We start from the raw sequence: 25979 nt of genomic DNA on the forward strand, positions 1-25979 counted from the left end.
TCGCCGCCGGTCAGGCGGAGATGATCTTGGTGTATTCGTCGAGTGCCGCACCGTAGTTCTTCGCGTACCAATCCATGTCGAGTGCGATCTGCTTCTTCATGTTCTCGGGATCGACGGGGTTGATGCGCCTCTTGTCGGCAGGGATCAGCGAATCGGCCGCCGGATTGGCCGGACCCTGGCCGAGCTTGTCGAACATCACCAACTGCTTTTCCGGATCCTGTGCGCTGGCGATGAACTTCATCGCAGCATCCTTGCCGCCGGGGTTGTTCTTGAGCACGGCCAGCGCGCCGGGCGAGATCAGGCCCTGGTCCCAGATGAACTTGATCTTGCCGCCGGAATCCTGCTCGATCAACGAGGCGCGCGTCGACCAGACGATCGCCATCGAGGCTTCGCCATTGAGCAGCACGCTCTGGCTCTCGGCGCCGCCGCCCCAATAGGCGACGACGTTTTCCTTGAAGGCTGATATCTTGTCGTGCGCCCGCTTCAAGTCGAGCGGATAGAGCGAAGCCGGCGCGATACCGTCGGCCAGAAGGGCCGCTTCCCAGCTCGAGACGCCCCATTTGTAGAGGGAACGCTTGCCCGGGAATTTCTTCACATCGAAGAAATCGGCCATGCCGGTCGGTGCATCCTTGCCGTATTTCTCGGAATCGTAGGCGATGACATAGGAGAAGAAATAGGTCGAGGCGGCATAGTCCCAGCCGAAGCCCGGCCGCATCTTCTTCTTGTCGACGATGTTGTAGTCGATCGGCTCGAGCATGCCTTGCGCGCCGAGCGTAATGGCCGAGAACGGGTCGACGTCGACCAGGTCCCAGGTCGGGGCGCCGCTTTTAAACTGCGCGGCGATCGCGCCTTCGGTCGGGCCCGAGCCGTCCATCTTGACGGTGATGCCGGTTTCCTTGGTGAAAGCCTGGCCATAGGCCGCGTCATAGGCCGTGATGGCGTCGCCGCCCCAGTTGACCAGCACAAGTTCCTTCGCAGCGGCGAATGCGCCGCTCGAACGCAGCAGCATTGGCGTGCCGGCGAGCACGAGCGCCGCCAACTGTGTGAACTGGCGGCGCGAAATCTCGCCGCGTCTCGTCCTTTCGGACAGCGTTTCGATGGCCTGTTTTTTGGCGTCGTTCATGTTCATGTCAGTTCCCCTTTGTTTTTGTTGATTTTAATTACGGAAGCCGGTGCGGCGGATCAGGCCCCACTGGCGCTCATTGTCCTCCGTCCGGAAGGAGGAAACCCTTTTCCGCCGGCCATGTCAGCCAGACGGAATTGCCCTTGCTGAGAGCAGCCGCCGCGACCTCGTTGGGCACCGAGACGGTTACTTTGGCACCCTGGCGGGTGGTGAGGTCGAGCTTGGTTGCCGCCCCCAGATAGGTCGAGGCGATCGCCGTCGCGGCAATGCCGTTCTCTCCGGCGGCGGCCTCGCGCGCTATCGACATGTGTTCGGGCCGGATTGCCAGGATGGCGTTGGCACCGACAGTCGCCGAATTGCCGCGCAGGCTGACGGCGCGGTCCTCGCAAAGGCCGGTGGCCCCGTCATCGGCGCTGCGCACGCCTTTCAGCGGCAGCATGTTGATCTCGCCTAGGAATTCGGCGACGAAGCGATTGGCCGGCCGATCGTAGACCTCGTCCGGCGCCCCGACCTGCAGCAGTTTGCCATGGTTGAAGATGGCGACGCGAGACGACAGCGCCAAGGCCTCGCTCTGGTCGTGGGTGACGAAGACGAAGGTGGTGCCGGTCTCCTGGTGCAGGCGCTTCATCTCGGCCTGCATCTGGCCGCGCAGGCTCTTGTCCAGCGCTGAAAACGGCTCGTCGAGCAAAAGCACGCCCGGCTCGAACACCAGCGCGCGGGCAAGTGCGACGCGCTGCTGCTGGCCGCCGGAAAGCTGCGACGGCAATTTCTTCTCGTGGCCGATCAGACCGACGCGCTCGATCATCTCACCGACGCGCTTCTTGATCTCGGTGGCCGATTTCTTGCGGACCTTGAGCGGGAAGGCGATGTTGGCCTCGACGCTCATATGCGGGAACAATGCATAGCCCTGGAACACCATGCCGGCGGCACGCTGCTCGGCCGGGCGGTCGGTGATGTCGGCGCCGTCGCTGAAAAACCTGCCCTCGGTCGGCTGCACGAAGCCGGCCAGGATCATCAGGAAGGTGGTCTTGCCGGATCCGGAAGGGCCAAGCAGCGTCAGGAACTCGCCGCGACCAATATCGAGCGTCAGATTGTCCAGCGCACGGAACGAGCCGAAGCTCTTGCCGATCCCGATTGCCTTGATCTCTGCGGCCCGGCCGGGTTGCTGCATCCTGCCTCTATCCTTACCGTTGAGCCAAATCGTAGGCAGGGCCGAAGCTCACCGCAACCGAATAGTTTTCGCCTGATCGGCAAATTTCATTCATCTATGGCGGGCCGACGCCACCCTGCCCTTCAATGAGGCTGAATGCGGTTCTCGGAGAGCGTCGACCTCAGCCATCCCGCGAACGCTTCCAGGACCGGGTGCGAGGCCTTGGCGTGTTCGGAGACCAGAAAATAGGAGCGCGGCGACTTGATCGCGATGTCGAACGGCCTGACCAGACGGCCTTCGCTCAGCGCGCGGCGGCTGGTCAGTTCGTCACCCATGGCAATCCCCTGGCCGGCGATCGCCGCGGAGAAGACGAGGTTCATGTCGGAAAAGAAGATACCGCCTTCGGTGTCCGGGTTTTCGACCTTGGACAGCGCCAGCCAGCGTGCCCAGTCCTCGGTGTCGTCGAGATGGAGCAGATTGGCGCGCAGCACGTCCGCCGGCCGGGAAAAGCCGCCGACCTTGTTGAGCAGCGTCGGGCTGCAAAGCGGCGTGAACGAGATTTCGCACAACAGTTCGGCCATGCGGTTCGGCCAGTTGCCGACGCCAAACGCGATGAAGGCGTCGGCATCGGCATTGCTGACATCGTCGAGCCGCCTGGGCGTCAGGATGCGCAGCGCCACATCGGGATACATCTGCCGGAACTCGCCGATATGGGTGCACAAGAACAGCGAGGCGAAGCCTGGCGTACAAGAGACGGCGAACGAGCCGCCGACGCCAGTGCCGGCATCGCACGTGACCGCATCGCCCAGCACTGTCAGCGCCTTGCGCACGTCGCTGGCATAGCGCTGGCCACGCGGGGTGAGCGCCACGCCCTTGCCGATGCGTTCCAGCAGATCGAAGCCAAGGTCGCGTTCTAGCAGCCGCAGCTGATGGCTTACCGCGCTGCGGGTCAGGTGCAGTTCGTCGGCTGCGCGCCAGACGCTGCCATGCCTGGCGAAACTGTCGAGGGCGCGCAGCGCCTGTGTGGATGGAATTCTCAAGAGGTGAACCGAATTTGCACGAACCGGGAAAACATATCACTTTTTGGCGAGCCGCTTCACTGCTTTCTTTTAGAGCATGGACAAACCGGTGACGACATCGGCGCAAGAGACCGCGCTTGCCTGCCTCGACGGCATCCAGCCCCTGCTGTCGGCCTGGACACGCACCATCTTCGATTTCGGCGAGACCGCGTGGCGCGAGTACCAATCGGCCGCCTGGTATGTCGATCGGCTCAAGCGCGAGGGATTTTCGGTCGAGGAAGGCTCGGGCGGCATGCCGACCGCCTTCTGCGCCCACTGGACAAACGGCGCCGGACCGACCGTCGGCATGTATGCCGAATATGACGCAGTGCCCGGCAACTGCCAGGACGCAGTGACGGTGAGGCAGCCGCGACCTGGCCTTGGCGACGAGGCCGGCGGCCATACCGATCCGCATTCGGGGCTTGGCATAGCAAGTCTCGGCGGGCTGCTCGCGACCAAGGCCGCCATGCAGCGCGACGGTATTCAAGGCACGCTGCGCTTCACCGGCGAACCGGCCGAAAAGGTACGCGGCTCGAAGCCGATCCATGCCGCCAAAGGCTATTATGACGGCCTTGCCGGCATGATCTCCTTCCATCCCTTCTATATGCTGCCGCTCTGCAACACCGCGCGCTGGGACACGCATTGCGGTGCGGCCTACGCGATGATCTATCGCTTCGTCTGCGACGAACCCGAAAATTGGGTTCGCGCAGGCGACGGCGCACCGATCCCGCAGGCGCATTCGGCGGTCAGGGCACCGGGCGCCAACGATGCGCTGATGACCATGTTCATGACCTCCAAGGCGTTGCGCGATTCCATGCTCCCGCACCAGGGCGGCTGGTCGATCAGCGAGGCGATCCTGACGGCTGGCCAGGCCACGGCCGACAATCTGCCGGCAGGCCTTGCCGAGATCCAGTACATGATCCGCGTGCCGACGCTTCGTATGGCCGAGCAGGTGACGGCGGTGCTCGACCGCAACGCCGCGGCCGCGGCCGCAATCAGCGGCTGCCGCTACGAACGGCACTGGGTGTCGAAGTCGCGGCCGGGGCTCGCCAACCACGCCATGGCCGGGATTGCCTACGAAGCCCTATCAATTGTCGGACCACCTCGCTGGGACGATGCCGCCAAGACGATCGCGCGGGAAATCCAGGTCAACGCCGGCGGCACCGCGACCGAAAACCCGTTTATCGACGAACTGGAGCGGCTGATTTCGCCGCAAGAGGCCGAGGCGATCTTGCGCCGCGACTTGCCGCCGTCGCAGGTGAATTCGACTTCCGACGACTACACCGACATGAGCTGGCACGCGCCGACCGCGCGCTTCTATGTCGCTCGCCCAGCGCTCCGCTCGGCAAACGGCCACGCTTTTCCGGCATGGGTGATGAATGCGCTGGGCGGCATTCCCGCGACGATCGATCCGATGGTCATCTGCGCTGCCAAGACGGTCGCGCTGGCGGCGCTGCGCCTGCTCGAGGACAAAATCGCCCGCGAGGAGGCGATGAGCGAGTTCACCACCCGTACCGGCGGCGGCGTTGGCGGCTCCAACTGGATCGCCCCGCTCTGCGACTACGAGCCGCCGATCAATTTCCGCTGGCCGGAATATGTCACCACGCCGCGCGGGCGCGACTGGTGGATACCAAACAATGCGCGACCGACCAATTCTTGAGAACAAGCCACGAGGAGAACCGCATGACCGTTCATGACCGCATCATCGCCGAGCCGTTTTCGCTGCAGCGCCGCAATCCCTCCGGCGGCACCAAGCCGCTGACCGTTTGGGGTTTCGCCAACGAGACCGACGTGTTGACCGACGTGCTGCTCGGCTCGCCGAATTTCCTGCGTCACCTGTCGACCAGCTCGCTTTCGCGAAAACATCTGCGCGAGGCGCCCTGCAACGTCCAGATCGCGCAGGCGCAGCACAAGGATCTGGTCGCGGCTTACGAGCATTTCGGCGTTAACATCCATTGGCACGAGCCGATGCCGGAACTGCCGATGCAGGTCTATTCCCGTGATTCCAGCGTCATGACGCCCTATGGCGCGATCATCACCGCCATGGCCAATTGGTGGCGGCGCGGCGAGAACTACGCGGCCATCCGCACCTATGAAAAGCTCGGCATCCCGATCTACGATATGGTGACCGCAGGCACCTTCGAGGGCGGCGACTTCAACGTCATCGAGGACGGCGTGGTGCTGATCGGCTGCGGCGGCGCGCGCACGCAGGAGGAAGGCGCCCGCCAGGTGCAGGCCTGGTTCGAGAAGGAAGGCTGGGAGACGCGCATCGCATTCATCGACGAATATTACGTCCACATCGACCTGATGGTGGTGCCGATCGCCGAAAAGCTCACTGCCGTCTGCCTCGCCTGCACCGAGCCCGGCATCGTCGACTGGCTGAAGGGCAAGGGTCACGAGATCATCGACGTCCCCTTCCAGGACACGATGGCGCTAGGCTGCAACTTCATGTCGCTGGGCAAGGACCGGGTGATCGCGCCGACATCCAGCAAGACACTGATCGAAAAACTCAAGGCGCGCGGCTTTGAGGTGGCGGCCGTCGACATGAGCGAAATCTCCAAGACCGGCGGCGGAATCCATTGCATGGCGCAGGCGCTGAAGCGCGAAGCGGCCTGATAGCTCGGGGAAGCAAATCTCCCCTCGCTCGCCGGCCGCAGAATCTGGCGGGCGAGGAACCGGCCCGCCGGCTACCTGGCCTTCCATCGACAAACCTTGCGGCTGTGTCCTCGCCGCCCTTGTGGGTGTCGGTAAAATGGATGAATAGTCCAACAGGTCGCCGCCCTGAAATTGCCCGCTTGCGGTTTTCAGGTCGGGCCAGAGCCGAGCCGGGTTTTTGAATGGTCAACCCTGAACCACGCAAGAGAAGAGGTCCGATCGCCTCCCGCCTTCTGGCGCTGGACGCGTGGCTCGATTCCTCTCTCTATGAGATCGGGTTCAAGGCGCGCCAGTTCTGGGAGGCCGCGACGATCTTCTCGCGGCGCTTCCGTCTCAAGGGCTGGCGCCGTGGCTTCATCGAACTTTTGAGCGAAGGTTTTACACTCGGCGCCGGCGGCATGGTGGTGATGCTGGCGCTGGCGATACCCGCTTTCCAGGACACCACCGGCGACTGGCGTGCCCAGGGCGACTTCGCCGTCACCTTCCTTGACCGGTACGGCAACGAGATCGGCCAGCGCGGCATCATCCAGCGCGATTCCGTGCCGGTCGACGAGATGCCGGACCACGTCATCAAGGCGGTGCTCGCCACCGAGGATCGCAGGTTTTTCGATCATTACGGTATCGACGTGCTCGGCCTGTCGCGCGCGATCTTCGAGAATGTGCGGGCAAACTCGGTCGTCCAGGGCGGCTCCAGCATCACCCAGCAGCTGGCCAAGAACCTGTTCCTGACCAACGAGCGCACGTTCGAGCGCAAGATCAAGGAAGCCTTCCTGTCGCTGTGGCTGGAGGCCAATCTGTCGAAAAAGGAAATCCTGCAGCTCTATCTCGACCGCGCCTATATGGGCGGCGGCACATTCGGTATCGAGGCGGCGGCGGATTTCTATTTCGGCAAGAGCGTCAAGGACCTGAACCTTGCCGAGGCGGCGATGCTCGCCGGCCTGTTCAAGGCGCCCACCAAATACGCGCCGCACATCAACCTGCCGGCGGCGCGCGCTCGCGCCAATGTGGTGCTGTCCAACCTTGTCGATTCCGGTTTCATGACCGAAGGCCAGGTGCTGCAGGCAAGACTGCATCCGGCCGATGTCGTCGATCGCGGCGAACAGAAAAGTCCCGACTATTTCCTCGACTGGGCCTTCGACGAGGTCAAGAAGATCGCCAAGCCCGGCCAGCACTCGCTGGTCGCTCACACCACCTTCGACGCCAACATCCAGAAAGCGGCGGAGGAATCCGTCGAGTTCCACCTGCGCCAGTTCGGCAAGGAATACAACGTCACCGAAGGTGCCGTGGTGGTCATCGAGACCAATGGTGCGGTGCGAGCGATCGTCGGCGGCCGTGACTACGGCGCCAGCCAGTTCAACCGCGCCACCAAAGCGCTGCGCCAGACCGGCTCGTCGTTCAAGCCCTATGTCTACGCCACGGCGATGGAACACGGTTTCACGCCGAACTCGATCATTTCTGGCGGGCCGATCAGCTGGGGCAACTGGTCACCGCATAATTACAGCGGCGAATCGGCGGGCAACATCACCCTGATCATGGCGATGGCCAAGTCGATCAACACCGTGCCGGTGCGGCTGGCCAAAGACCATCTCGGCATCGCGCCGATCAAGGCATTGGCGGAATCGTTTGGCGTGGAATCGCCGCTCGAAGGGCACAAGACGATGGTGCTCGGCACCTCGGGCATGACCGTGATGGACCAGGCGACGGGCTACAGCGTGTTCGCCCAGAACGGCTTCGTCGGCTCCCGGCACGGCATCACCCAGCTCGTCACGCGTACCGGCGACGTGGTTTACGACTGGACCAAGGACGCGCCGCCGCCGCACCGCGTGCTGTCCGAGCAGGCCCTGAAATCCATGAACACCATGCTGACGGCCGTGCCGGTGATGGGCACGGCGCGGCGGGCGCAAATTCCCAACATCGTCGTCGCCGGCAAGACCGGCACGACGCAGTCCTACCGCGATGCCTGGTTCGTCGGCTTCACCGGCAACTACACGGCGGCAGTGTGGCTGGGCAATGACGATTTCACACCGACCAAGAACATGACCGGCGGCTCGCTGCCGGCGATGGTATGGCAGCGGATGATGGTCTACGCGCACCAGAACATCGACCTGAAGCCGATCCCCGGCATCGACAAACCCTTCGTCGACGAGGAGATCGCGGCCAAGGCCGCCGAGGCGCAGAAGAAGACCGAGGAGCAGGCAGCGGCCGATACCGCCGCCGAGCGGCCGCCGGTGCTGTCCAGCCGAACCACGCAGACGCTGAGGGACATGAGCCAGCTGTTCCAGACGGCGCCCAAACTCGACGCCCCCACTCCACCCGAAACGCTTTCGGCCCTGTGACATCCGCCCCGGCGCGAGCCGGGTCGGCAGGCAAATCCATCACGCCGGCTTGCCACAAGACCCCGCGCCGCGATATCCCCGAACTGCAATCCTTCGCGCACCCGGCCCTTCATGCTCAAGAATGCCCTCCTGATGCTGATTTCACTTGCCATAGCCATTGGCGGGGGCGGCGCCAGCGTCTGGTATGCGCTGAAGATCCAGGACGGGGTCGGCGCAATCAGGATCGGCCAGTGGACCGCCTTCCCCGACATCGGCACATCGGCCGCGGACCCCTATTCCAAGGCGCGCGTGGCGCGCGAGGGGGTGCTGGCGCTCGGCCGCGCCGAAGGCCTGTCCTTCGTGGCGGAAAACGACGCCGCCGGCGACCAGCTCAAGCGGGAATGCGCCTACAGGGTCGAGGGTGGATTTCCGACAGCCCGATTCTGGACGCTTTATGCCGCCGATCGATCGCTCGGCGTCGTCGAGACAGGCAAATCCCGGCTTGCGGCACTTCAGTCCTACGGGGTGCTGCGCCAACCGGACAATTCCGTGATCATCTCCGTCGGCCATCACCCGATGCCGGGCAACTGGCTTCTGACCGACGGTTCCGGGAAGATGTATTTCGTCCTGACCTTCTACGACACGCCGATCGCCAGCAGCACCGGCCTGTCCGACGTTTCGCTGCCCAGGATCGTGAGGGCGGGCTGCGATGCGTAGTTTGCATGCCGCCCTGCGCAGGCTTCTGCACGCCGTCCTGCTCGGCCTCGTCGGCGCCGGCATTGTCCACATTATCGTCCTGCTTCTGGTGCCGGATTTTTCCGAACGTGACGCCTGGTCGCGTCTTTCCATGGCATCCGATCTCTACAGGATGAACCGGCTCGATGCCGAAGCCGGCGGCGCGCCGGTGGTGAAATCGGTCGACCCGCTGTTCTATGCCACGGCCTGCCGCTTCGACCTCGAGGAAGGAATGGTCCGGATCAAGGCGCCGGGCGACGTCCCCTTCTGGTCGGTGTCGGTCTATGACCGCAGCGGTCACAACATCTATTCCTTCAACGACCACACGGCGACCGGTGGCAAGCTGGATGCGGTCGTGCTGACGCCGGCGCAGATGATCGACGTGCGCAAGGACCTGCCTGAAGACCTCCAGGGAGCGATTTTCGTCGAAGCGCCCATCGACGAAGGCATCTTCGTCATCCGCAGCTTCGTGCCGGACGAGAGCTGGAAGCCGATCGTGTCGCGCTTTCTCGATCAGAGTTCCTGCGAGCTGCAGGATTTCTAGGGCTTCAGCAAGCTCAGTGGTGCGGCACGGGCGGCCGTGGCGATCCCGGCTTGTCTGGCCCCGCGGGCCGCGCTTCGCCGGTGCTGGACCGCTCATAGCGGATGCCGGGAAATATGATTACGGCCGCCGGTATTTCGGTGGTTTGCTTTGCTCGATTGGTCGGTGCCGCACGCGGCACGAAAGACAGTACCATGCCCATGGTTCGCGCATTCCTCTCGGTTTCCCCGGAGCACAACGCAACGCCTCCAAATATCATTAAGGCCGGCAGAGGGTTAACGGAGCGCTAACGGATCGCCGCTAACTTGATCTTTGTTCCCAGGTCAGAGAGTTCTGACCGAGGCAAACGCGAAACCGACATGGTTCCGGTGGCGCGATGTCGAGTGTGTGTATCTGTTGTCAGGCGTATCCTTCGTGTCATCTTCGGACTTCAGGCAAATCGCGATAAGGACGGAATCGGGAAAAGCTGAGAGGCTGTTCCGCGCCGCCGTGTCGGCGTTCTGCTCGCTGACCCGACCGTCACGCCGCGAGATCGGCCAGCTCGAAGATCTGACGCTGCCGCTGTTCGACAGTGTATCCGTCGAATCGCGGCGCTACGTGGCAGCCGCCCTTTCCGAATGCGAATATGCACCCGCGGCCCTGGTGCGGCGCCTTTGCGAGGAACCGGTCGACATTGCCGCTCCGCTGCTCATCCGCTCACGCGCGGTCAGCGATATCGACCTGATCGCGCTGATTGGCCGGCACGGGCTGCCGCATGCGCGCGCCATCGCGCGGCGCAAGGACCTGAACCCGACCATCGCCGATCTGATCAGGGCGCTGGAAAGACCGACCCTGGTGCGGACGCGGGTTCCGGAAGCAGCCCCGGCGCAAAGCCCTGCCGTGAAGACGCAAGCGACGGCGGACAGCGCGGAAACTCAGCAGACGCCCGGCGTTGCCGCCGAGAACGCGCGGCGCAGGCTGCGCTCCATGATGCACACCGGCGACGAAGCCTTGGCGGCGAAGGTCGATGCGTTCCCAGGTGCGGATACCTATGTCAGACTGCGCGAGACGGCATTGACGGGTAACGCCGCGTTCTTCCAGACCGCGCTTGCCGATGCCCTCAACATTGATTTTTCGATCGCGCAATCGCTGACCGCCAACCAGAATTATGCGCCGCTGCTTGCGGCGCTGCGTTCGCTCGATTTCAGCGAGGACCGGGCATTCCTGATCACGGTTGCCGTCTATCCCGGCCTGTTCCCGCATCCGCAGGCCATCCGCACCTATCTCGACCGTTACCGCCTGCTGCACCGCGATACGGCCCTGGACAAAGTGCGGGGATGGAAAGCCAAAACCCCGTCCAGGGCAGCTCGCGATGCTTCGCCGACAAACGGCGACAGCCGCAAGGCCTCCAACAGCGACGAAGCCGACGCCCCCGGCCTCAGGGTGTCTTCACGGAAATAAACTCCTCGACGGGAACATTCCCGGCCTCGATCTCGACCACCCAAATGTCGGGATCGAATTTTTTCTCGCGCTCAAGTCTCGCATCCAGCACGGACGCATCATCGCCGGCGGCCAGAAGGCTGAAAAAGCGGTCTTCGGGCTTGGCCGAATCGTAGCTTGTCTGCGGCGCCGGCCCGTAGAGAGCCGTTTCACCCATCCTGCCCCGCGCCAGGATGAACACAGCCCCGGCCTCTGTCGCGCCGCGATTGACCACGGCGGCAAATCCGCCAGCGCCGAAAACTCGGCGCAACAGGGCCGACACCCACAGATCAGCGGTTACGCGCATCGAAGACTCCCGACAACATGCGGGCTCTCTATCGAAATTTCCGATGCAGGGCGAGCCGTCGTTTCGGCTGTCAGTTGGTCAGGCCGATCTCGCGCATCTTGACGTAGACGATCTCGTCGGGTTCGCCGGTCTGCGGCAACCCGAACAGCGTCTGGAACTCCTTGATCGCCGCCTTCGTGCGTGCACCGACGACGCCATCCAGTTGCATGTCGTCATTGCCGAAGGCCTTGAGCCCAGCCTGGATCTTGACGATGCGGGGATCAGGCCCCTGCAAAGCGGCATTCGTCTGTGCCTCATTCGTCTGCAAGGACACGGGAACAGCGGCCGGCGCAATGTCGGGACGAGGCTGCGGCTTGGGCACGGCGGCCGTCTTCGGCGTTGCACCCAGTTGATCCAGCAGCAGCGCATCGATCTCGCCCGAGGCGTTCAGCCCGACCTTCTGCTGATAGGCCTGTATGGCCTTGCGCGTGTTGGGGCCGGAAATGCCGTCGACGGTGCCGGAATAGAAATCGAGGTCCTTCAATATGCCTTGCACCTGCTCGACCACCGGATCGCCCTTAATCGGGGCGGGCGCGGCATTGGACCGCACAATGTTGATTGTCGTTTCCGGCTCGTCGGCGGCGGCGTGCGGAAAGCCCTGGAAATGACGCGTGGCGAAAAACGCCCCGGCGTGCGGGAAAGGCTGATACCACAGCGCGTTGGCCGAGACGTAGAACAGCGTCACCAGGAATGCGGTCGATCCTCCCACCAGGACGGGATTGCGCGAAATCATGCCGCCAACGGCGATGGCGCCGTCCTGCAAGGCGTTGCTGCGGCGTTTGACCGCCTTAGCCTGTTTTGCGGAGCGAGCCATTTCCGTCCCCTTTCGCCCTCGTCACCGGCATCGTCAGCACTCCGGTCGAGTTGGCGGGGCGTCCCTTCGGCCCGCTGACCGGCAGGCTGATGGTCACCGTGGTGCCCTCGCCCGGCATGCTTTCGATCGACATGGTGCCATCATGCAAGGCCACCAGCCCCTTCACCAGGGAAAGGCCAAGACCCGTACCCTCGAAACGGCGGGTATAGTCGTTCTGGATCTGCATGAAGGGTTTGCCGAGATTGGCGAAATCCTCCTCGGCGATGCCGATGCCGGTGTCCCTGACCCAGAAATGCAGACGTGAGCCGATCCGCTTGGCGCCGACGACGACATCGCCGCCGTCGGGCGTGAACTTGATCGCGTTGGAAACGAGGTTGATGAGCATCTGCTGTACCGCGCGGCGATCGGCATTGATATCGCCCGCGTCAGGGGCGATCTGCGTCTGCAGGTCGATGTTCTTGGCCTGCGCCTGCAGCCGCATCATCGACTGGCACATGTCCACGGCTTCCATGAACCGGAACGGCTCCGGCTCGGTGGCGTAGACACCCGATTCGATCCTCGAGACGTCGAGTATGGATGTCACGACTGCCAGCAGATGCTGGCCCGAATCCCGCACGAGGCCGACATATTCCTTCTGGCGCGGATCCTTGAAGGCGCCGAACATCTCGTGCAGCAGCATGTCGGAGAAGCCGATGATGGCATTCAAGGGTGTACGCAGTTCATGGCTCACCACTGCGAGGAAGCGGCCCTTGGCCACTTCGGCGGCGGCCGCCGTCTCATTGGCTTGCGCCAGTTCTTCGCGCAACCGCGCGGTCTCGTCGTTCTTGCGCAGGACAAGCGTGAAAACGTCGCTTTGTTCCTCGCCGCGCACCAGTTCGAGCGCGAATGGCTGGTAGTTGTCGGCCACCAAACCATTTCCGTTGTGGGCGCCGTTGCCACTCTGGGGCAGCCTGATGCGCAATTCGAGGCGGCGCGACAGTGCGCCGTCACGCATGTCGGCCAGGGCGCTGAGATAGGAGACACGGTCCGACAGGTGGACGCGGTCGAAGAGGCCCGTTCCGGACAACAATTCAGGTGGCAATTTCAGAAGCGTACGCGCCTTGGCGGACGCCTCCACGACTTCGCCGTGGCGGGTGACCCGAAAGACCACCGCGTCGATGATGTCTTCCAATCCGTCACCTGCATCGAGCGTAGCGGCCGCGCCGGCGGTGCCGCGAAAAGCCGAAATGCGCGGGAGGAGGGTCAGCGCCCACGCCAATGGCACCAGCCAGTGCCAGGCGGCGATGTGCGCCTCCGCGAATGGAAGGAAGGTGGCCGACAGGGACTGAAGGGCGATGGCAATGACGGCCGAGGCGCCCCCCCACACAGCAGCACGCCGCGAGGTGCCGATCCACCAGGCTTCGAATGGAAGCGCCAAGGCAAGCATGGCGACAGGTGAACTCAATCCGCCGGCGGCACCGATGAGACCGCCAAGGGCTATCGCCGCCATCGCCAGGGCGATCGGCCCGGCGGCGGCCATCTTGCCGGTCGCTGCTACCAGCAGGGCGACGAACCAGCACAGACCGAAGGCCGCGAAAATGGCGGCCATGGTCACCGCAGCCCCCATGCCCGACGTAACCAGCGTGACCGCGGCACCCGCTGCAAAGAACGGCGCGGCCAGCATCACGCCGATGAAACGGCGCTGGCGCTCGCGGTCGCTGCGCCCGAGAACGCTGGGATGAACCATGCGTTCACAACCGGCCGCCATTGCGCCAGGCAATTCAGCGTATCTGGCCTCGATCGGCATCAACTCAACGCACTCGCACTCGTCGTGAACAGCTCTGCTTTTGCAGATCGTCTTGGTGGCTTTGAAACTCGCATCCAGCGTTTAAGGAATGGATAAGGCAGGGCGGACCAAGGCCGGCCCTGCGGCAAATATCGGGATGACGGCCGCCGAAAGCCCGGGCAAATGCAGCCATAGTAAACGGAGGGTTATTCGCGAATGCCCGTCATCAGCGGCCCAGAGGCAGGAACGGGATCGCGTCCATTTGCGAAAAATCCGGTAAAAACAACCAGATAGATGGTTATCGAATGGTAACGAGAATCGTCCCGATATGAAACAAATCGACAACAAAACGCTTCGTCTCGAATTTGCCTAAAATTTGAGGAAAATTCTCGGCGATCATGCAAGCCGTCCTTTGTGCCTGTGTGCCAACATCCTGCCCATAAAAGAGGTCGTGCCCTATGATGCATGATCCGGTCACGACGAGAGGCAAGGCATGTTCTTCCTGATAAGAATGGCTTTCTGGTTTTCACTGGTGCTGCTGGCGCTGCCGCTGGGTGTCGGGTCCGATGAAACGGGCCAGCAAAGCGTCGGGCCGATCCAGGCGCTGTTCGCGGCGCGGGACGCCGTCGGCGACATCGCCGGTATCTGCGAACGCAAGCCCGATGTCTGCGAAACCGGGAAATCGGCGATGCACACCATCACCGCACGCGCCAAGGAGACCGCCAAGATCGCGGCCGCCATGCTGGACGACAAGTCCGCCGGCCCCGACGTCTCGACACTGACGGGCAGCGAGCCGGAAGAAATCGTCCTGCCCCAAACGGTCAACCTGCCGATAAAGAATTAGGCCGTCTCGACGGCGCACCGCGGACCGTCTGCCCTCTCGACGTCCGCGGTGTTCTTGTTTTTCCGTGACGCGGCGCCATCGCGTGACTATATCCGGGTCATGACGACCACGATCCAGACGATCCGCGACGACTTCTCGTTCCTCGAGGAATGGGAGGACCGCTATCGTTACGTCATCGAGCTTGGCGAAGCGCTGCCTCCCTTTCCCGATGCCGAGCGCAACGCCGCCAACAAGGTGCCAGGTTGCGTCAGCCAAGTCTGGCTGACCACCGAACGGGGTCCGGGCGCCGATCCCGTCATCACCTTCACGGGCGATTCGGACGCCCATATCGTGCGCGGACTGGTCGCGATCATGCTGGCGCTGTTTTCCGGAAAGACGGCCAGCGAAATCCAGAAAACCGACGCTGAAGCGACGCTGAAGGCACTCGGCCTCGACGAACACCTGTCACCCCAGCGCGCCAACGGCCTTCGCTCGATGGTCAAGCGCATCAAACGCGATGCCGAGATGGCGCTCGCGCAGACCGCCTGACAGGCTTCTGCCCCGATCTTCCTTGTTTTGACGCAATTCCCTGGGGAAAGCGCTACGCGCTTTTCCCGGGAAACCGGTTCACACTTTTCCTGGAATTGCACTCGCCCGCAAAATCAAACGGCGCCCGAAGGCGCCGTTTGATTTCAGTTCTAATCCGGCAAGCCGCGACTACCGCGCCTTGCGCTTGCGACCAAGGCCCATTTTCTTGGCAAGCTGCGAACGGGCCGCCGCGTAGTTCGGGGCAACCATCGGATAGCTTGGGTCCAGGTTCCACTTTTCGCGATACTGATCGGGCGTCAGATCGTAGTGGGTCATCAGGTGACGCTTGAGCGACTTGAACTTCTTGCCGTCTTCAAGACAGACAATGTAATCGTCATGAACCGAGCGTTTCGGGTTGACAGCCGGCTTCTGCTTGTCGGCAGGCGGCTGTTCGACGGTTCCGCCCACACGCCCGAGAGCGGCGTGGACATCGGATATCAGGTTCGGCAGTTCGCCGACCGGCACGGGATTGTTGCTGACATAGGCAGCCACCACATCGGCGGTAAGCTCGATCAGCGCATCATTGTTTCTGGAAGGTGTTTCGACAATATCCATGGTCTTCAGGCCCCAACAAGAGTTACGTCGATCTGTGCCCCTTTTTACAAACAGGGCATTGCACGAATTTTGCGCAGATAGAGCTGCGACGATTCGCGTCACAGGGACATCAATGCGGCCACACGTCAAGTAAGTCAATTCGCTCTCTGCATTATATTTACGAATGTTGGTCAACTATTGCGCGATCAGCTTCAATCTTTCGTGCACCATGTAATTTTTCGATATTTCGGTCGCCAAACGGACAAAGGCTGACGTCGGGTCAGCTAATCGTTACATTCGCGATAACTCACAAAACAAGTTTCAATGCTCCCGGTTTGCTTGGCGACCACACCGACAAGCTTGGTTGTTCACACCTGTCCACGAAACCATAGGTTGCCAAACCATCCCGCCATCAATCAGGCCATTCCCCGGTCAAAACGGCGCGATGTATCCGCCATAGGCCCAGCCGGTTACGAAGACGCCGTTCTTGGCGGGGTCATGCCAGATTTCGCACCAGCGATAGCGAACCGTCTGCTGCTGTTTCCATGCCGGTTGATTGGCGATATCGAGCAGGTTTATGCCGCCGGTGCATCTCCCGGTCATCTGCAGGACGCGCCCCGTTCGGGTAGGCGGCCTGTTTCTGGGATGTTCCCGACGGATATTTGCGCACATTGAGCGTGTCGCCGAACGGCACATTGGCCACTTGCCAAGCCGCGAATACGGTCGCATGAGACTGGCCGGCAAAGACCAGAGTTAGCGAAGCAACGGCGAAGGCCGCAGCAATACGAGACCGAATAGTCATCTTCCCTCCTCCCGGCCACCTCATGGGCCCACACCACCTCTACGCAACTGCTCTTGAACCCGCCCTGATCGGTGTGTTCATTCGTCATTCAAGATATTTCCAGAGCGAGACGCAATGACCAGGACTTCCCGATTTCCAATCGTCAGCGCCCCTTCCCCGGAGAAGCGGCCAGTCTCGGACACGCATCACGGCATCACGCGAACCGACGAATATGCCTGGCTGCGGGCGGATAACTGGCAGGAGATGTTCAGGGATCCCTCCTTGCTCGATCCTGGAATCCGCGCCGAACTCGAAGCCGAAAATGCCTACCAGTCGAAGCTGATGGCCGACACGTCAGATTTGCAAAAGCAGCTCTTCAAGGAAATGAAGGGCCGCATCAAGGAAGACGATTCATCCGTTCCTATGAAGGACGGGCCTTACGCCTATGGCTCTTCCTTCAAGCTCGGCGGCGAGCAGCCGCGCTATTTCCGCATGCCGCGCGACGGCGGGCCCGAGCAGATCCTGCTCGACGGTGACGCCGAGGCCGAGGGCAAGGCCTATTTCCGGCTTGGCGGCGTCGAACATTCGGCCGATCATCGCAAGCTCCTGTGGGCCTTCGACGACAAGGGTTCCGAATTCTACACGCTGCGTGTGCGCGACCTTGCCGATGGTAAGGAACTGGCGGACCAGATTCCCGCCACCGGCGGTTCGGGCGTCTGGGACGCGGGCAATGACGGGTTCTTCTACACGCGTCTCGATCCAAACCACCGGCCGTCCAAGGTTCTGTTCCACGCACTTGGACAGAACCCCGAAAGAGACCGCCTGATCTACGAGGAAACCGACCCCGGCTTCTTCATGGACGTCGACGGAACCCGCAACAATCAATGGATCATGATCGGCATCAACGATCACGAGACTTCGGAATACCGCCTGTTGAGCGCCAGCGATCCGTTTGCCGAACCCAAGCTGGTTTCGGCGCGCGAGACCGGCCTTCAATATGAACTTGAGGAAGGCGGCGACATATTCTTCATCCTGACCAATGCGGATGGTGCCAAGGACTTCAAGATCATGACGGCGCCGGCAAGCGATCCGGTCCGCGCCAACTGGCAGGAACTGGTGCCGCATGAACCGGGCCGGCTGATCCTGTCGGTGATCGGCTTCAAGGACCACATGGTCCGGCTCGAGCGCAAGGAAGGCCTGCCGCGTATCGTCGTGCGTGACCGTGCCAGCGGCGAAGAGCATCTGATTTTCTTCGATGAGGAAGCCTTCTCGCTCGGCCTTTCAGGGGCCCTGGAATACGACACCGAGATGATGCGCTTTTCCTACTCGTCGATGACGACGCCGTCGCAGATGTTCGACTACAACATGCGCACCCGTGAGCGTGTGCTGCTCAAGACCCAGGAAGTGCCGTCCGGCCATAACCCGCATCAATACGTCACGAGGCGGCTGATGGCGCCCGCGGCCGATGGTGAATTGGTGCCGATCTCGCTTCTGCATCACCGCGACACGCCGCTGGACGGCTCCGCGCCTTGCCTGCTCTACGGCTATGGTTCCTACGGCATTGCCGTTCCGGCCGCCTTCAATACCAACTGGTTCTCGCTGGTCGATCGCGGCCTCGTCTTTGCCATTGCCCATGTCCGCGGCGGCAAGGACAAGGGCTATGGCTGGTACGATGACGGCAAGCGGGCGCACAAGATGAACACCTTCACCGATTTCATCGCGTGCGCCCGCCATCTCGTGGCCGAGCGCTATACCGCACATGACCGCATCGTCGCGCAGGGCGGCTCGGCCGGCGGCATGCTGATGGGCGCCATCGCCAACATGGCGCCGGATTGCTTCGGCGGCATCGTGGCCGAGGTTCCGTTCGTCGATGTGCTTACCACCATGCTCGACGCGACGCTGCCGCTGACCCCGCCGGAATGGCCGGAATGGGGCAATCCGATTGCGTCGGCCGACGATTACCGGACGATCGCCGCCTATTCGCCCTACGACAATATCGCAGCACTCGACTACCCGCCGATCCTGGCGCTCGCCGGCCTTACCGATCCGCGCGTCACCTATTGGGAGCCGGCCAAGTGGGTGGCGCGGCTCCGTGACCGCAAGAGGGGCGCCAATCCGGTGCTGTTCAAAATCAACATGGATTCCGGCCATGCCGGTGCCTCCGGTCGGTTTTCGCGCCTGGAGGAGATCGCCTATACTTATGCCTTCACGCTGAAGGTAACGGACAAGGCATAGTTTACGGAGGAACGCCGCGGTGATCGATCTGTCCACATTGATAGCCTATATCGCGGTTGTGTTCGGTTTTGTCTTCATTCCAGGTCCGGCCACACTGTTGACGATCGCGCGCGCAACGAGTTCGGGAACCAGGGTCGGGATCGCCACCGGCGCCGGGATCGCGGCCGGCGATGTGTTTCATACCGTGATGGCGATGGTCGGCATCTCGGCGATCATCGCTACTTCGGCGACGCTGTTCAGCATCATAAAGTATATCGGCGCGGCCTACCTCGTTTACCTCGGCATTCGCGCCATCATCGAGAGAGCGCCGATCGATCCGACCGCCGGCGCGCTCGCGATCTCTGCCGGAAAGGCGTTTCGACAGGCCGTCCTGACCGAGGTGCTCAACCCCAAGACCGCGCTTTTCTTCCTCGCTTTCCTGCCTCAGTTCGTGCGGCCCGAAAAAGGATCGGCGATGGTTCAGTTAGCCGTATTGGGGATCATCTTCGTCATGCTGGGGCTTTTCAGCACGGTCGTGTTTGCCGTGAGCGCAGGGCGGCTGGGCGGTTTCCTGCGCCAAAATCCGACAGTGCTGAAATGGCAGGGCAAGGTTGTCGGCGGCATCTATTGCGCCCTGGGTGTCCGCCTGGCCTTGCAACAGCGCTGAAGCCAGGCGACTCACGTCTGCCGATCATATTTTTTGAATTCCGCCCAGCTGATTTCCGCTCGCAATTGCAACGGTCGCGCGCTACCCAAGCACGATTTTCCCGGGCGTGAAGCCCACATTCGCACAAGGGTCCATTATGCTGCTCGTCGACGTCTATCTCGACAAATCGCCGATCCAGGGCATCGGTGTGTTTGCCAAGAACCACATTGCCAAGGGCACGCTGGTCTGGAAGCTCGACCCCCGGTTCGACCGGATCATCGACGTCGAGACCTATGAGGGCGAGACCGGGCCGGTAAAGAACTATCTCGACCGCTATTCCTATCCCGACCGGCGCGATCCGGCCTATATCGTCTTCGAAGCCGACGACGCCCGTTACATGAACCATGACGACGAGCCGAATTGCGATGTCTCGTCACCCGAGGAAACCTACGCCTTGCGCGACATCGCCCCGGGCGAGGAAATGACCTGCAACTACAATCATTTCTTTGAGACGGGCTTCGATTTCCTCGGCGATCGTCACCTGCAGTCCGAAGATTAGGCAAGTAGACTCGTAAGCGTGGAGCCACGGCCGGATTGAAGCCAGCTGAACCATGCGAGGAGGCCCCCTAATTGGTAGACCCCCATGAGGAACTTTTCGCGACTGCTCAACCAGGCGCTTGGCCGCTTCGATGAAGCGAGCACTACAATCCCGGTGATCTCGCCGCCCACGCCTTGGTGGCCTGACAGCTTTCCATTGCTCGGGCGTAGGCGGGGCGTGCCGTCGTGCGAGCGAGATAGTCCCGCTCGATAGACCGGGGACATAGTTACCAGTTCGCAGGCCGAGCGGGAGGGCGTAGCTCACCGAGATATCGGCAGCAGTGAACCGCTCGCCGGCGAGATAGGGGCAATCCGCGAGGCGGCGGATAACCAACCCCAGCCGGCTCTCGAAGGTCTCCAATGCCCAGCGGGTAACCCGGGCATCTCGTTCGGCTTCGGGCGCCGGTTCGCGACCGACTAAGACGGCGTTCATCGGCCGGCGAGCCCGGCCTCGCCTAAGTGAAAAAATTGCAGATAGAAGGCGAAAGCGGGATCGTGCGGGGCGACGGCGGGGTTGATCGCGAGAAAACCGCGATCATTCTCGACTGCGAGCAGATCGACCGGGCGCAGCCGATAAGCCAATCCTAATTCCTCGAGCAGCCAAACAACACGGAAGCCACGACCTTCGCCATAGACGGCGAGCATAGTTAAACGTCCCTGGATTGGGCTGGATGTACTATCTCGCAGAGGTAAGCCAGTCGCGCAACGGACTATCAATGGCCCATAATGCACTCAGGGCTTGGCGCATATTCGTATCCTACAGATGCGGGCCCTTCCCACTTTATGGATTCCCGACCTATTTCGTGCTTTTCTTGCGAGCCGGATAGCCGTTGGGGTGCGGCGGTATCGCCTTGAGATAGGCGGCAATCGCCGCGCGGTCGTCCGCCGTCAGTTCGGCCATGTTGCGCTGCACATCGACCATGGCGCCGCCGACGGAATCGAAATCCGGCGTGAACCCGGTTTCCAGGTAGTTTGCGATGTCGGATGCGGACCAGCTGCCGATACCCCCCTCGCCCGAAGTAAGGTTTGGCACGACGCCCCAACCCTCGGCGGCGACGGCGCCGGCCAGCCATTGGCCCTTCCTGGTGCCGCCAGCCAAGTCGCGCGGCGTATGGCATTCGCCGCAATGACCCGGTCCTTCGACCAGGTAGCGGCCTGCCATCGCGAGTCCCGGCGTGCCATCAGGCAGGGGAATGACAGGCTGGTCGCTGAGATAGAGGCGCTTCCACAGGCCAATGCCTCGCCGGATGTTGAAAGGGAACGCCAGCGAATTGCCCGGCGCCTTGCCGGCGACGGGGGGAAGCGTCTTCAGGAAAGCGTAGAGGTCGGCGACATCAGACGGCTTCATGCGCGCGTAGGAGGCGTAGGGAAAGGCCGGATAGAAATGCTCACCCGTGGGCGAAACACCCTTCAGCATGGCATTGGCGAGATCCCCGACCGACCATGCGCCGATGCCATCATTGGGATCTTGCGAAATATTGGGAGGCACGAAGGTGCCGAACGGCGTCTTGAGTTCAAGCCCGCCCACGAGTTGAAGCCGCGCATCGCCCCGCGACCCAGGCTTCGCATGGCATGAGGTGCAGCCGCCGGCATAGAAAATGCGCTTGCCCCGGACAACATCGCCTGGGCCGAGTTGCGCCAGAGCGGTCGCATCAAGCCTGACGGGTGCCGACAGCAGCCACCCGGCGGCCGCGCCGGCGACGCCCAGAACGAGGGCCGCGCCGACGAGCTTCTTCAGCCATGCCATATCAGGCGATCAGCCCTTCTTGACCCTGTAGCTCTGGTGGCAGGTGCCACAGTCCGAGCCGATGGTGCCGATCTGTGTCTTCAGCGCGTCGACGTCGGCCGGAGCCGCCGCGACCGAGGCCTTGACGTCGGCAAGATACTTATCCTCGGCCGTTTTGAAGCCGGCCATGTCTTCCCAGATCTTTGGCGCCGCCGTGGTGTCGCCGGTATCGCTGCCCTTCGGGAACAAGGCCTCTACGTCGAATTTCTCGGCATTTGCCTGCAATGCCTGCAACTGCGTCAGCACCGCGGCGGCATCAAAAGGTTCCTCGCCCTTGACCACTTTCGACAGGCCGCCGACGATCTTTCCGCGTTCCTTCATCAGTGCCTGCCGGCCGAGGACGGGATCGGCAAAGGCCGCCGACGCGGCGAGTGCGAGCATAGAGATGGCGATGACAAGCTTTCTCATTCATTTGGCTCCGTGATGAAGGCATTTCAGGACAGGACGTTAACGGCTGTGGGAGGAGGAATATTCCCTTCTCTCCGCATGAATTTGGACGACTCTGGCTGCGGTGGGGCTTCGACTTAAAAGAAAAGGCCCGGGGGTGCCGGGCCTTTTCGGAAGATCGATCAGGCATTTGCCTTTTCGTAGAGCTCGAGCACGTGATCCCAATTGATCAGGCTGTCGACGAAGGCCTCGAGGTATTTCGGCCGGGCGTTGCGGTAGTCGATGTAGTAGGAGTGTTCCCAGACGTCGACACCGAGGATCGGCGATGCGCCATGAACCAGCGGGTTTTCGCCGTTCGGCGTCTTCGAGATCGCCAGCTTGCCGTCCTTGACCGAAACCCAGGCCCATCCCGAACCGAACTGCGTCGTGCCAGCGGCGATGAAATCAGCCTTGAATTTGTCGTAGCCGCCGAGATCGCTGTCGAAAGCCTTCTGCAGCGCGCCAGGCAGCTTGTTGCCGCCGCCGCCCTTCTTCATCCATTTCCAGAAATGGATGTGGTTGTAATGCTGGGCGGCATTGTTGAAGAGGCCGGCGTTCTTGCCGAACGACTGCTTGACCGCCTCTTCGACCGAAAGATCGCCGAGGCCGGCTTCGGCGGCGAGCTTGTTGCCGTTGTCGACATAGGCCTTGTGATGCTTGTCGTGGTGATACTCCAGCGTCTCTTTCGACATATAGGGCTGCAGGGCCTCATAGTCGTAGGGCAGAGCGGGCAATTCGAAAGCCATGGGTAGTACTCCCTCGTGGAAAATCCGGTGTGGATACCGGAGTAAGATAGGTCGGGATTGAGCTGGAGCAACTCCGGGAATGAAGCGCCGGTTCCCTTTCTAAGCGGGTTCCCGAAAACTGTCACACGCTTTTCCTGGGGCCAACCGCGCAGCGACAAAAAGGCCGGACCTCAGCCAGCTGACGTCGAATGCGCCCAATCCCAATAGAGTTCGCGTGCCTTCTTGGCCACCGGGCCGGGTTGCAGGTCGCGGTCCTCGACGCGGGTGACCGGCACCACCTTGGAGTGGTTGCCGGTCGAGAAGATTTCGTCGGCTTCGAGGAAATCCCGCACCGACAGCGTCTTTTCGGTCGTCCTGAACCCATAGTCGCCGAGCAGCGTCATCGTGCGCGAGCGGGTGATGCCGGACAGGAAGGTTCCGTTGGGCGCCGGCGTCAGCACATGGCCGTCCTTGACCAGGAAGATATTCGAGCTTCCGGTCTCCGCGACATTGCCCAGCATATCGAGCACAAGCGCATTGTCGAAGCCGCGCGCCTTGGCCTCGAGGATGGCGCGGCCGTTGTTGGGATAGAGGCAGCCGGCCTTGGCGTTGGTCGGCATGGTTTCGATGGTCGGGCGCCGGAACGGCGATACGGTCACGGAAAAGCCGGTCGGCGAGATCATGGGCGATTCATAGAGGCAGAGGCAGAAACGGGTCGAGGCGGAATCGGCCGGGACGCCCATGTAGCCGCCATGCTCGGCCCAGTACATCGGCCTGATGTAGACCGCCGTCTTGCCGTCGAATTTCTTCAATCCGTCCCAGGTCAGCCCGACGATCTGCTCGGGCGTCATGTTTGGCGCGAGGCCGAGCGCCATCGCCGAGGCATTGACGCGTGCGGCATGAAGTTCGAGATCGGGCGCCACGCCCTCGAACCAGCGAGCCCCGTCAAACACGCTGGTGCCGAGCCACATGGCGTGGCTGCGCGGCCCCAGAATGGCGACATTGCCTTCGTACCAATCGCCATCGACGAAAGTCCATGTCGCGGATTGCGCCGCCGCCGCCAGTGTCATCGCGTTTTCCTGTTCCGGTCGATCTTGTGTGACAACATTGGATGATGCTTTGGCCGCTGCCGTCAACCAGCATTGGGGAGTTTTGTTGAGGCCAGCGACGGGTGCGATGCAATCAAGGCTTGCACCTTGTCCCGCCTCGCCTCAAAACTGTTGCCATGCAATACGCCGCCTATGTTTTCGACGCCTATGGCACGCTATTCGACGTGCATGCGGCCGTGCGCCGCCATGCAGGCGCGATCGGCCCCGACGGCCAGCTCCTGTCCGAAATCTGGCGCGCCAAGCAGCTTGAATACTCCTGGGTGCGCACGTTAATGGGCGCCTACGCCGACTTCTGGCAGTTGACGGAACAGGCGCTGGACTTCGCCTTGCGCAAGGTCCCTTCGGCCGATCCTAGTCTCAAGGCAAAGCTGCTGGAGGCCTATTGGAGGCTGGACTGTTATCCCGAAGTGCCGGCCGTGCTGAAGGCGCTCAAGGCCTCGGGCGCCAGGCTGGCGATCCTCTCCAATGGCTCGCCCGAAATGCTGGAGGCGGCGGTCAAGTCCGCGGCACTCGACCAGGTCCTGGACAACATCTATTCGGTCGATGCGGTGCGTCGCTTCAAGACCGATCCGGCGGTCTACGACATGGTCGCCACGGATTGGCGGCTCTATCCCGGCGCGATCTCCTTCCAGTCTTCCAATCGCTGGGACATAGCGGGCGCCACCAAATTCGGCTTCCGCACGGTTTGGATCAACCGCTCCAACCAGCCGGAGGAATACCGGGACTTGCCGCCGGCCCTGATCCTGCCGTCACTGGAGGCCCTCGTATCCGGTGGCTAGCGGACCTGTGGCCCCAACGCCACAGTGGCGGCGCAGTCACAGCTTCGCCTTTGTTTGTCCACGTTCGGGCCAGAATCGGAACCGCCTATCGCCTCAGGTGTTGTCAGGCACCCGCAGCGGATGTCGGCGTGTTGACGCTTTGTTGCGATTTGAGTCTTAAAGAAGGCAGCCATGTCCATAACCGAAATCGAATCCTATCGCCTGAGCCGTCGCGGCTTCCTCAACGCCGCAGCCCTGGGCGCCGCCTCGATCGCGGTTTCGGCATGCGCCACCACCGGCCCCGGGCCGGCCGAGCCGCCGCCACCAACCTATGTCGAGCCTCCGCTTGCCGACTATGCGTCGATGTACGCGGCGGTCAGCGATGGCGGCTTCGATCTGCCGGCCATCCCGGTCGACAGGATCGATCCGCAGTTCCTGCGCCAGATCGTGCCCGACCCGACCGGCCAGAAGCCGGGAACCATCGTCGTCGATACGACAGGCCATTTCCTCTATCTGGTTCGCCCGGGCGGCCAGGCCATCCGTTATGGCGTCGGTCTCGGCCGCGCCGGCTTCGAGTGGTCGGGCGACGCCGTCGTCCAATGGAAGCAGAAATGGCCGAAATGGACGCCGCCGGATGAGATGGTCGCCCGCCAGCCGGAATTGAAGCAGTATAGCGCCGACAATGGCGGCATGCCCGGCGGCTTGAAGAACCCGCTCGGCGCGCGCGCGCTCTATCTCTTCCAGGGCAATGTGGACACGCTCTATCGCCTGCACGGCTCGCCGGAGTGGCGCTCGATCGGCAAATCGGTGTCGTCGGGCTGCGTGCGCCTGATGAACCAGGACATCATCGACCTTTACGATCGCGTGCCCTCCAAGACGCCGGTCATCGTGACCAGCGACGCCCGCCAGCCGATGGTGGCGACGGCCAACCACAAGGCAATCCCGATCGACGCCGGCGTGCCGGATGGATCGGTCCTGCTCGGACCAGTCAAAGCGGTGACGGACGCGATTTTCTGAGCTCACAGGACAGCG

At 62.4% G+C, this 25979-nt stretch carries 24 protein-coding genes and 2 pseudogenes; 13 read left to right on the top strand and 13 right to left on the bottom strand.

Annotation, left to right across the window (positions count from 1 at the left end; genetic code table 11):
- Positions 1 to 10: 10 nt before the first annotated feature.
- The 3 genes from FJ941_RS13065 to FJ941_RS13075 all read right to left on the bottom strand — a co-directional run bounded on the left by FJ941_RS13065 (position 11) and on the right by FJ941_RS13075 (position 3313).
- Complete coding sequence (locus FJ941_RS13065) at positions 11 to 1123, bottom strand: ABC transporter substrate-binding protein (protein ID WP_140506247.1); 1113 nt, start codon at positions 1121 to 1123, stop codon at positions 11 to 13.
- Positions 1124 to 1199: 76 nt separating this feature from the next.
- Positions 1200 to 2294, bottom strand: a complete 1095-nt coding sequence (locus FJ941_RS13070; RefSeq protein WP_140506077.1) for an ABC transporter ATP-binding protein — start codon at positions 2292 to 2294, stop codon at positions 1200 to 1202.
- Between the two features lie 122 nt (positions 2295 to 2416).
- Positions 2417 to 3313 (bottom strand): LysR substrate-binding domain-containing protein, encoded by an 897-nt coding sequence (locus FJ941_RS13075; RefSeq protein WP_140506079.1) that lies wholly within the window; start codon positions 3311 to 3313, stop codon positions 2417 to 2419.
- 76 nt (positions 3314 to 3389) lie between these two features.
- Between FJ941_RS13075 and FJ941_RS13080 the strand changes: the two genes are divergently transcribed.
- The 6 genes from FJ941_RS13080 (at position 3390) to FJ941_RS13110 (ending at position 11017) form a co-directional block, all read left to right on the top strand.
- Positions 3390 to 4991 carry an amidohydrolase gene (locus FJ941_RS13080; protein WP_181165877.1) on the top strand — a complete coding sequence of 534 codons (1602 nt, stop codon included), beginning with the start codon at positions 3390 to 3392 and terminating at the stop codon, positions 4989 to 4991.
- A 23-nt stretch (positions 4992 to 5014) separates the two neighbouring features.
- The gene (locus FJ941_RS13085; protein WP_140506082.1) at positions 5015 to 5947 is read left to right on the top strand and encodes a dimethylarginine dimethylaminohydrolase family protein; all 933 of its coding nucleotides are present in this window, start codon (positions 5015 to 5017) and stop codon (positions 5945 to 5947) included.
- A gap of 221 nt (positions 5948 to 6168) precedes the next feature.
- Positions 6169 to 8322: a penicillin-binding protein 1A gene (locus FJ941_RS13090; RefSeq protein WP_140506084.1), complete on the top strand. Its 2154-nt coding sequence runs from the start codon at positions 6169 to 6171 to the stop codon at positions 8320 to 8322.
- A gap of 111 nt (positions 8323 to 8433) precedes the next feature.
- Complete coding sequence (locus FJ941_RS13095; RefSeq protein ID WP_140506086.1) at positions 8434 to 9018, top strand: DUF1214 domain-containing protein; 585 nt, start codon at positions 8434 to 8436, stop codon at positions 9016 to 9018.
- Positions 9011 to 9580: a DUF1254 domain-containing protein gene (locus tag FJ941_RS13100; protein WP_027143955.1), complete on the top strand. Its 570-nt coding sequence runs from the start codon at positions 9011 to 9013 to the stop codon at positions 9578 to 9580. The genes FJ941_RS13095 and FJ941_RS13100 overlap by 8 nt, the downstream gene beginning before the upstream one ends.
- 411 nt (positions 9581 to 9991) lie before the next feature.
- Entirely contained in the window at positions 9992 to 11017 is a 1026-nt protein-coding gene (locus FJ941_RS13110) for a hypothetical protein (RefSeq protein ID WP_140506089.1), read from the top strand.
- Here the strand turns inward: FJ941_RS13110 and FJ941_RS13115 are convergent.
- The 3 genes from FJ941_RS13115 to FJ941_RS13125 all read right to left on the bottom strand — a co-directional run bounded on the left by FJ941_RS13115 (position 10995) and on the right by FJ941_RS13125 (position 13921).
- Entirely contained in the window at positions 10995 to 11342 is a 348-nt protein-coding gene (locus tag FJ941_RS13115) for a DUF1491 family protein (RefSeq protein WP_140506091.1), read from the bottom strand. The genes FJ941_RS13110 and FJ941_RS13115 overlap by 23 nt on opposite strands.
- 70 nt (positions 11343 to 11412) lie before the next feature.
- On the bottom strand, positions 11413 to 12195 hold the full coding sequence (locus FJ941_RS13120; protein WP_140506093.1) for a peptidoglycan-binding protein: 783 nt from the start codon (positions 12193 to 12195) through the stop codon (positions 11413 to 11415).
- The gene (locus FJ941_RS13125; RefSeq protein WP_140506095.1) at positions 12170 to 13921 is read right to left on the bottom strand and encodes a PAS domain-containing sensor histidine kinase; all 1752 of its coding nucleotides are present in this window, start codon (positions 13919 to 13921) and stop codon (positions 12170 to 12172) included. Before FJ941_RS13125 ends, FJ941_RS13120 begins: the two co-directional genes overlap by 26 nt.
- 532 nt (positions 13922 to 14453) lie before the next feature.
- Between FJ941_RS13125 and FJ941_RS13130 the strand changes: the two genes are divergently transcribed.
- The gene (locus tag FJ941_RS13130) at positions 14454 to 14804 is read left to right on the top strand and encodes a DUF5330 domain-containing protein (protein WP_140506097.1); all 351 of its coding nucleotides are present in this window, start codon (positions 14454 to 14456) and stop codon (positions 14802 to 14804) included.
- 99 nt (positions 14805 to 14903) lie between these two features.
- Positions 14904 to 15332, top strand: a complete 429-nt coding sequence (locus FJ941_RS13135; protein WP_140506099.1) for a SufE family protein — start codon at positions 14904 to 14906, stop codon at positions 15330 to 15332.
- Between the two features lie 168 nt (positions 15333 to 15500).
- Here FJ941_RS13135 and FJ941_RS13140 read toward each other — a convergent pair whose 3' ends face one another.
- Entirely contained in the window at positions 15501 to 15926 is a 426-nt protein-coding gene (locus tag FJ941_RS13140) for a MucR family transcriptional regulator (protein ID WP_027143963.1), read from the bottom strand.
- A gap of 411 nt (positions 15927 to 16337) precedes the next feature.
- Positions 16338 to 16707 (bottom strand): annotated as a pseudogene (locus FJ941_RS13145) (SH3 domain-containing protein).
- A gap of 114 nt (positions 16708 to 16821) precedes the next feature.
- Here FJ941_RS13145 and FJ941_RS13150 point away from each other — a divergent pair.
- The 3 genes from FJ941_RS13150 to FJ941_RS13160 all read left to right on the top strand — a co-directional run bounded on the left by FJ941_RS13150 (position 16822) and on the right by FJ941_RS13160 (position 20105).
- Positions 16822 to 18921 (top strand): S9 family peptidase, encoded by a 2100-nt coding sequence (locus FJ941_RS13150; RefSeq protein ID WP_140506101.1) that lies wholly within the window; start codon positions 16822 to 16824, stop codon positions 18919 to 18921.
- Positions 18922 to 18940: 19 nt separating this feature from the next.
- Positions 18941 to 19567 (top strand): LysE family translocator, encoded by a 627-nt coding sequence (locus FJ941_RS13155; protein WP_140506103.1) that lies wholly within the window; start codon positions 18941 to 18943, stop codon positions 19565 to 19567.
- Positions 19568 to 19703: 136 nt separating this feature from the next.
- Complete coding sequence (locus FJ941_RS13160; RefSeq protein WP_140506104.1) at positions 19704 to 20105, top strand: SET domain-containing protein-lysine N-methyltransferase; 402 nt, start codon at positions 19704 to 19706, stop codon at positions 20103 to 20105.
- Between the two features lie 142 nt (positions 20106 to 20247).
- Here the strand turns inward: FJ941_RS13160 and FJ941_RS13165 are convergent.
- The 5 genes and pseudogenes from FJ941_RS13165 to FJ941_RS13185 form a co-directional block, all read right to left on the bottom strand.
- Positions 20248 to 20788, bottom strand: a pseudogene (locus FJ941_RS13165) (glutathione S-transferase family protein).
- A gap of 151 nt (positions 20789 to 20939) precedes the next feature.
- On the bottom strand, positions 20940 to 21890 hold the full coding sequence (locus FJ941_RS13170) for a cytochrome c (RefSeq protein ID WP_140506106.1): 951 nt from the start codon (positions 21888 to 21890) through the stop codon (positions 20940 to 20942).
- A gap of 9 nt (positions 21891 to 21899) precedes the next feature.
- Complete coding sequence (locus FJ941_RS13175) at positions 21900 to 22337, bottom strand: cytochrome c (protein ID WP_140506108.1); 438 nt, start codon at positions 22335 to 22337, stop codon at positions 21900 to 21902.
- Positions 22338 to 22498: 161 nt separating this feature from the next.
- The gene (locus FJ941_RS13180; RefSeq protein ID WP_027143971.1) at positions 22499 to 23101 is read right to left on the bottom strand and encodes a superoxide dismutase; all 603 of its coding nucleotides are present in this window, start codon (positions 23099 to 23101) and stop codon (positions 22499 to 22501) included.
- Positions 23102 to 23271: 170 nt separating this feature from the next.
- On the bottom strand, positions 23272 to 24150 hold the full coding sequence (locus FJ941_RS13185) for a branched-chain amino acid aminotransferase (RefSeq protein ID WP_140506110.1): 879 nt from the start codon (positions 24148 to 24150) through the stop codon (positions 23272 to 23274).
- Between the two features lie 155 nt (positions 24151 to 24305).
- Here FJ941_RS13185 and FJ941_RS13190 point away from each other — a divergent pair, with 155 nt between their 5' ends.
- A complete protein-coding gene (locus FJ941_RS13190; protein WP_140506112.1) occupies positions 24306 to 24968 on the top strand; it encodes a haloacid dehalogenase type II in 663 nt (220 codons plus the stop codon).
- Between the two features lie 171 nt (positions 24969 to 25139).
- The gene (locus tag FJ941_RS13195; RefSeq protein WP_140506114.1) at positions 25140 to 25964 is read left to right on the top strand and encodes a L,D-transpeptidase; all 825 of its coding nucleotides are present in this window, start codon (positions 25140 to 25142) and stop codon (positions 25962 to 25964) included.
- Positions 25965 to 25979 lie beyond the last annotated feature (15 nt).

The organism is Mesorhizobium sp. B2-3-13, assembly GCF_006442195.1.
GTDB classification, from domain to species: domain Bacteria; phylum Pseudomonadota; class Alphaproteobacteria; order Rhizobiales; family Rhizobiaceae; genus Mesorhizobium; species Mesorhizobium salmacidum.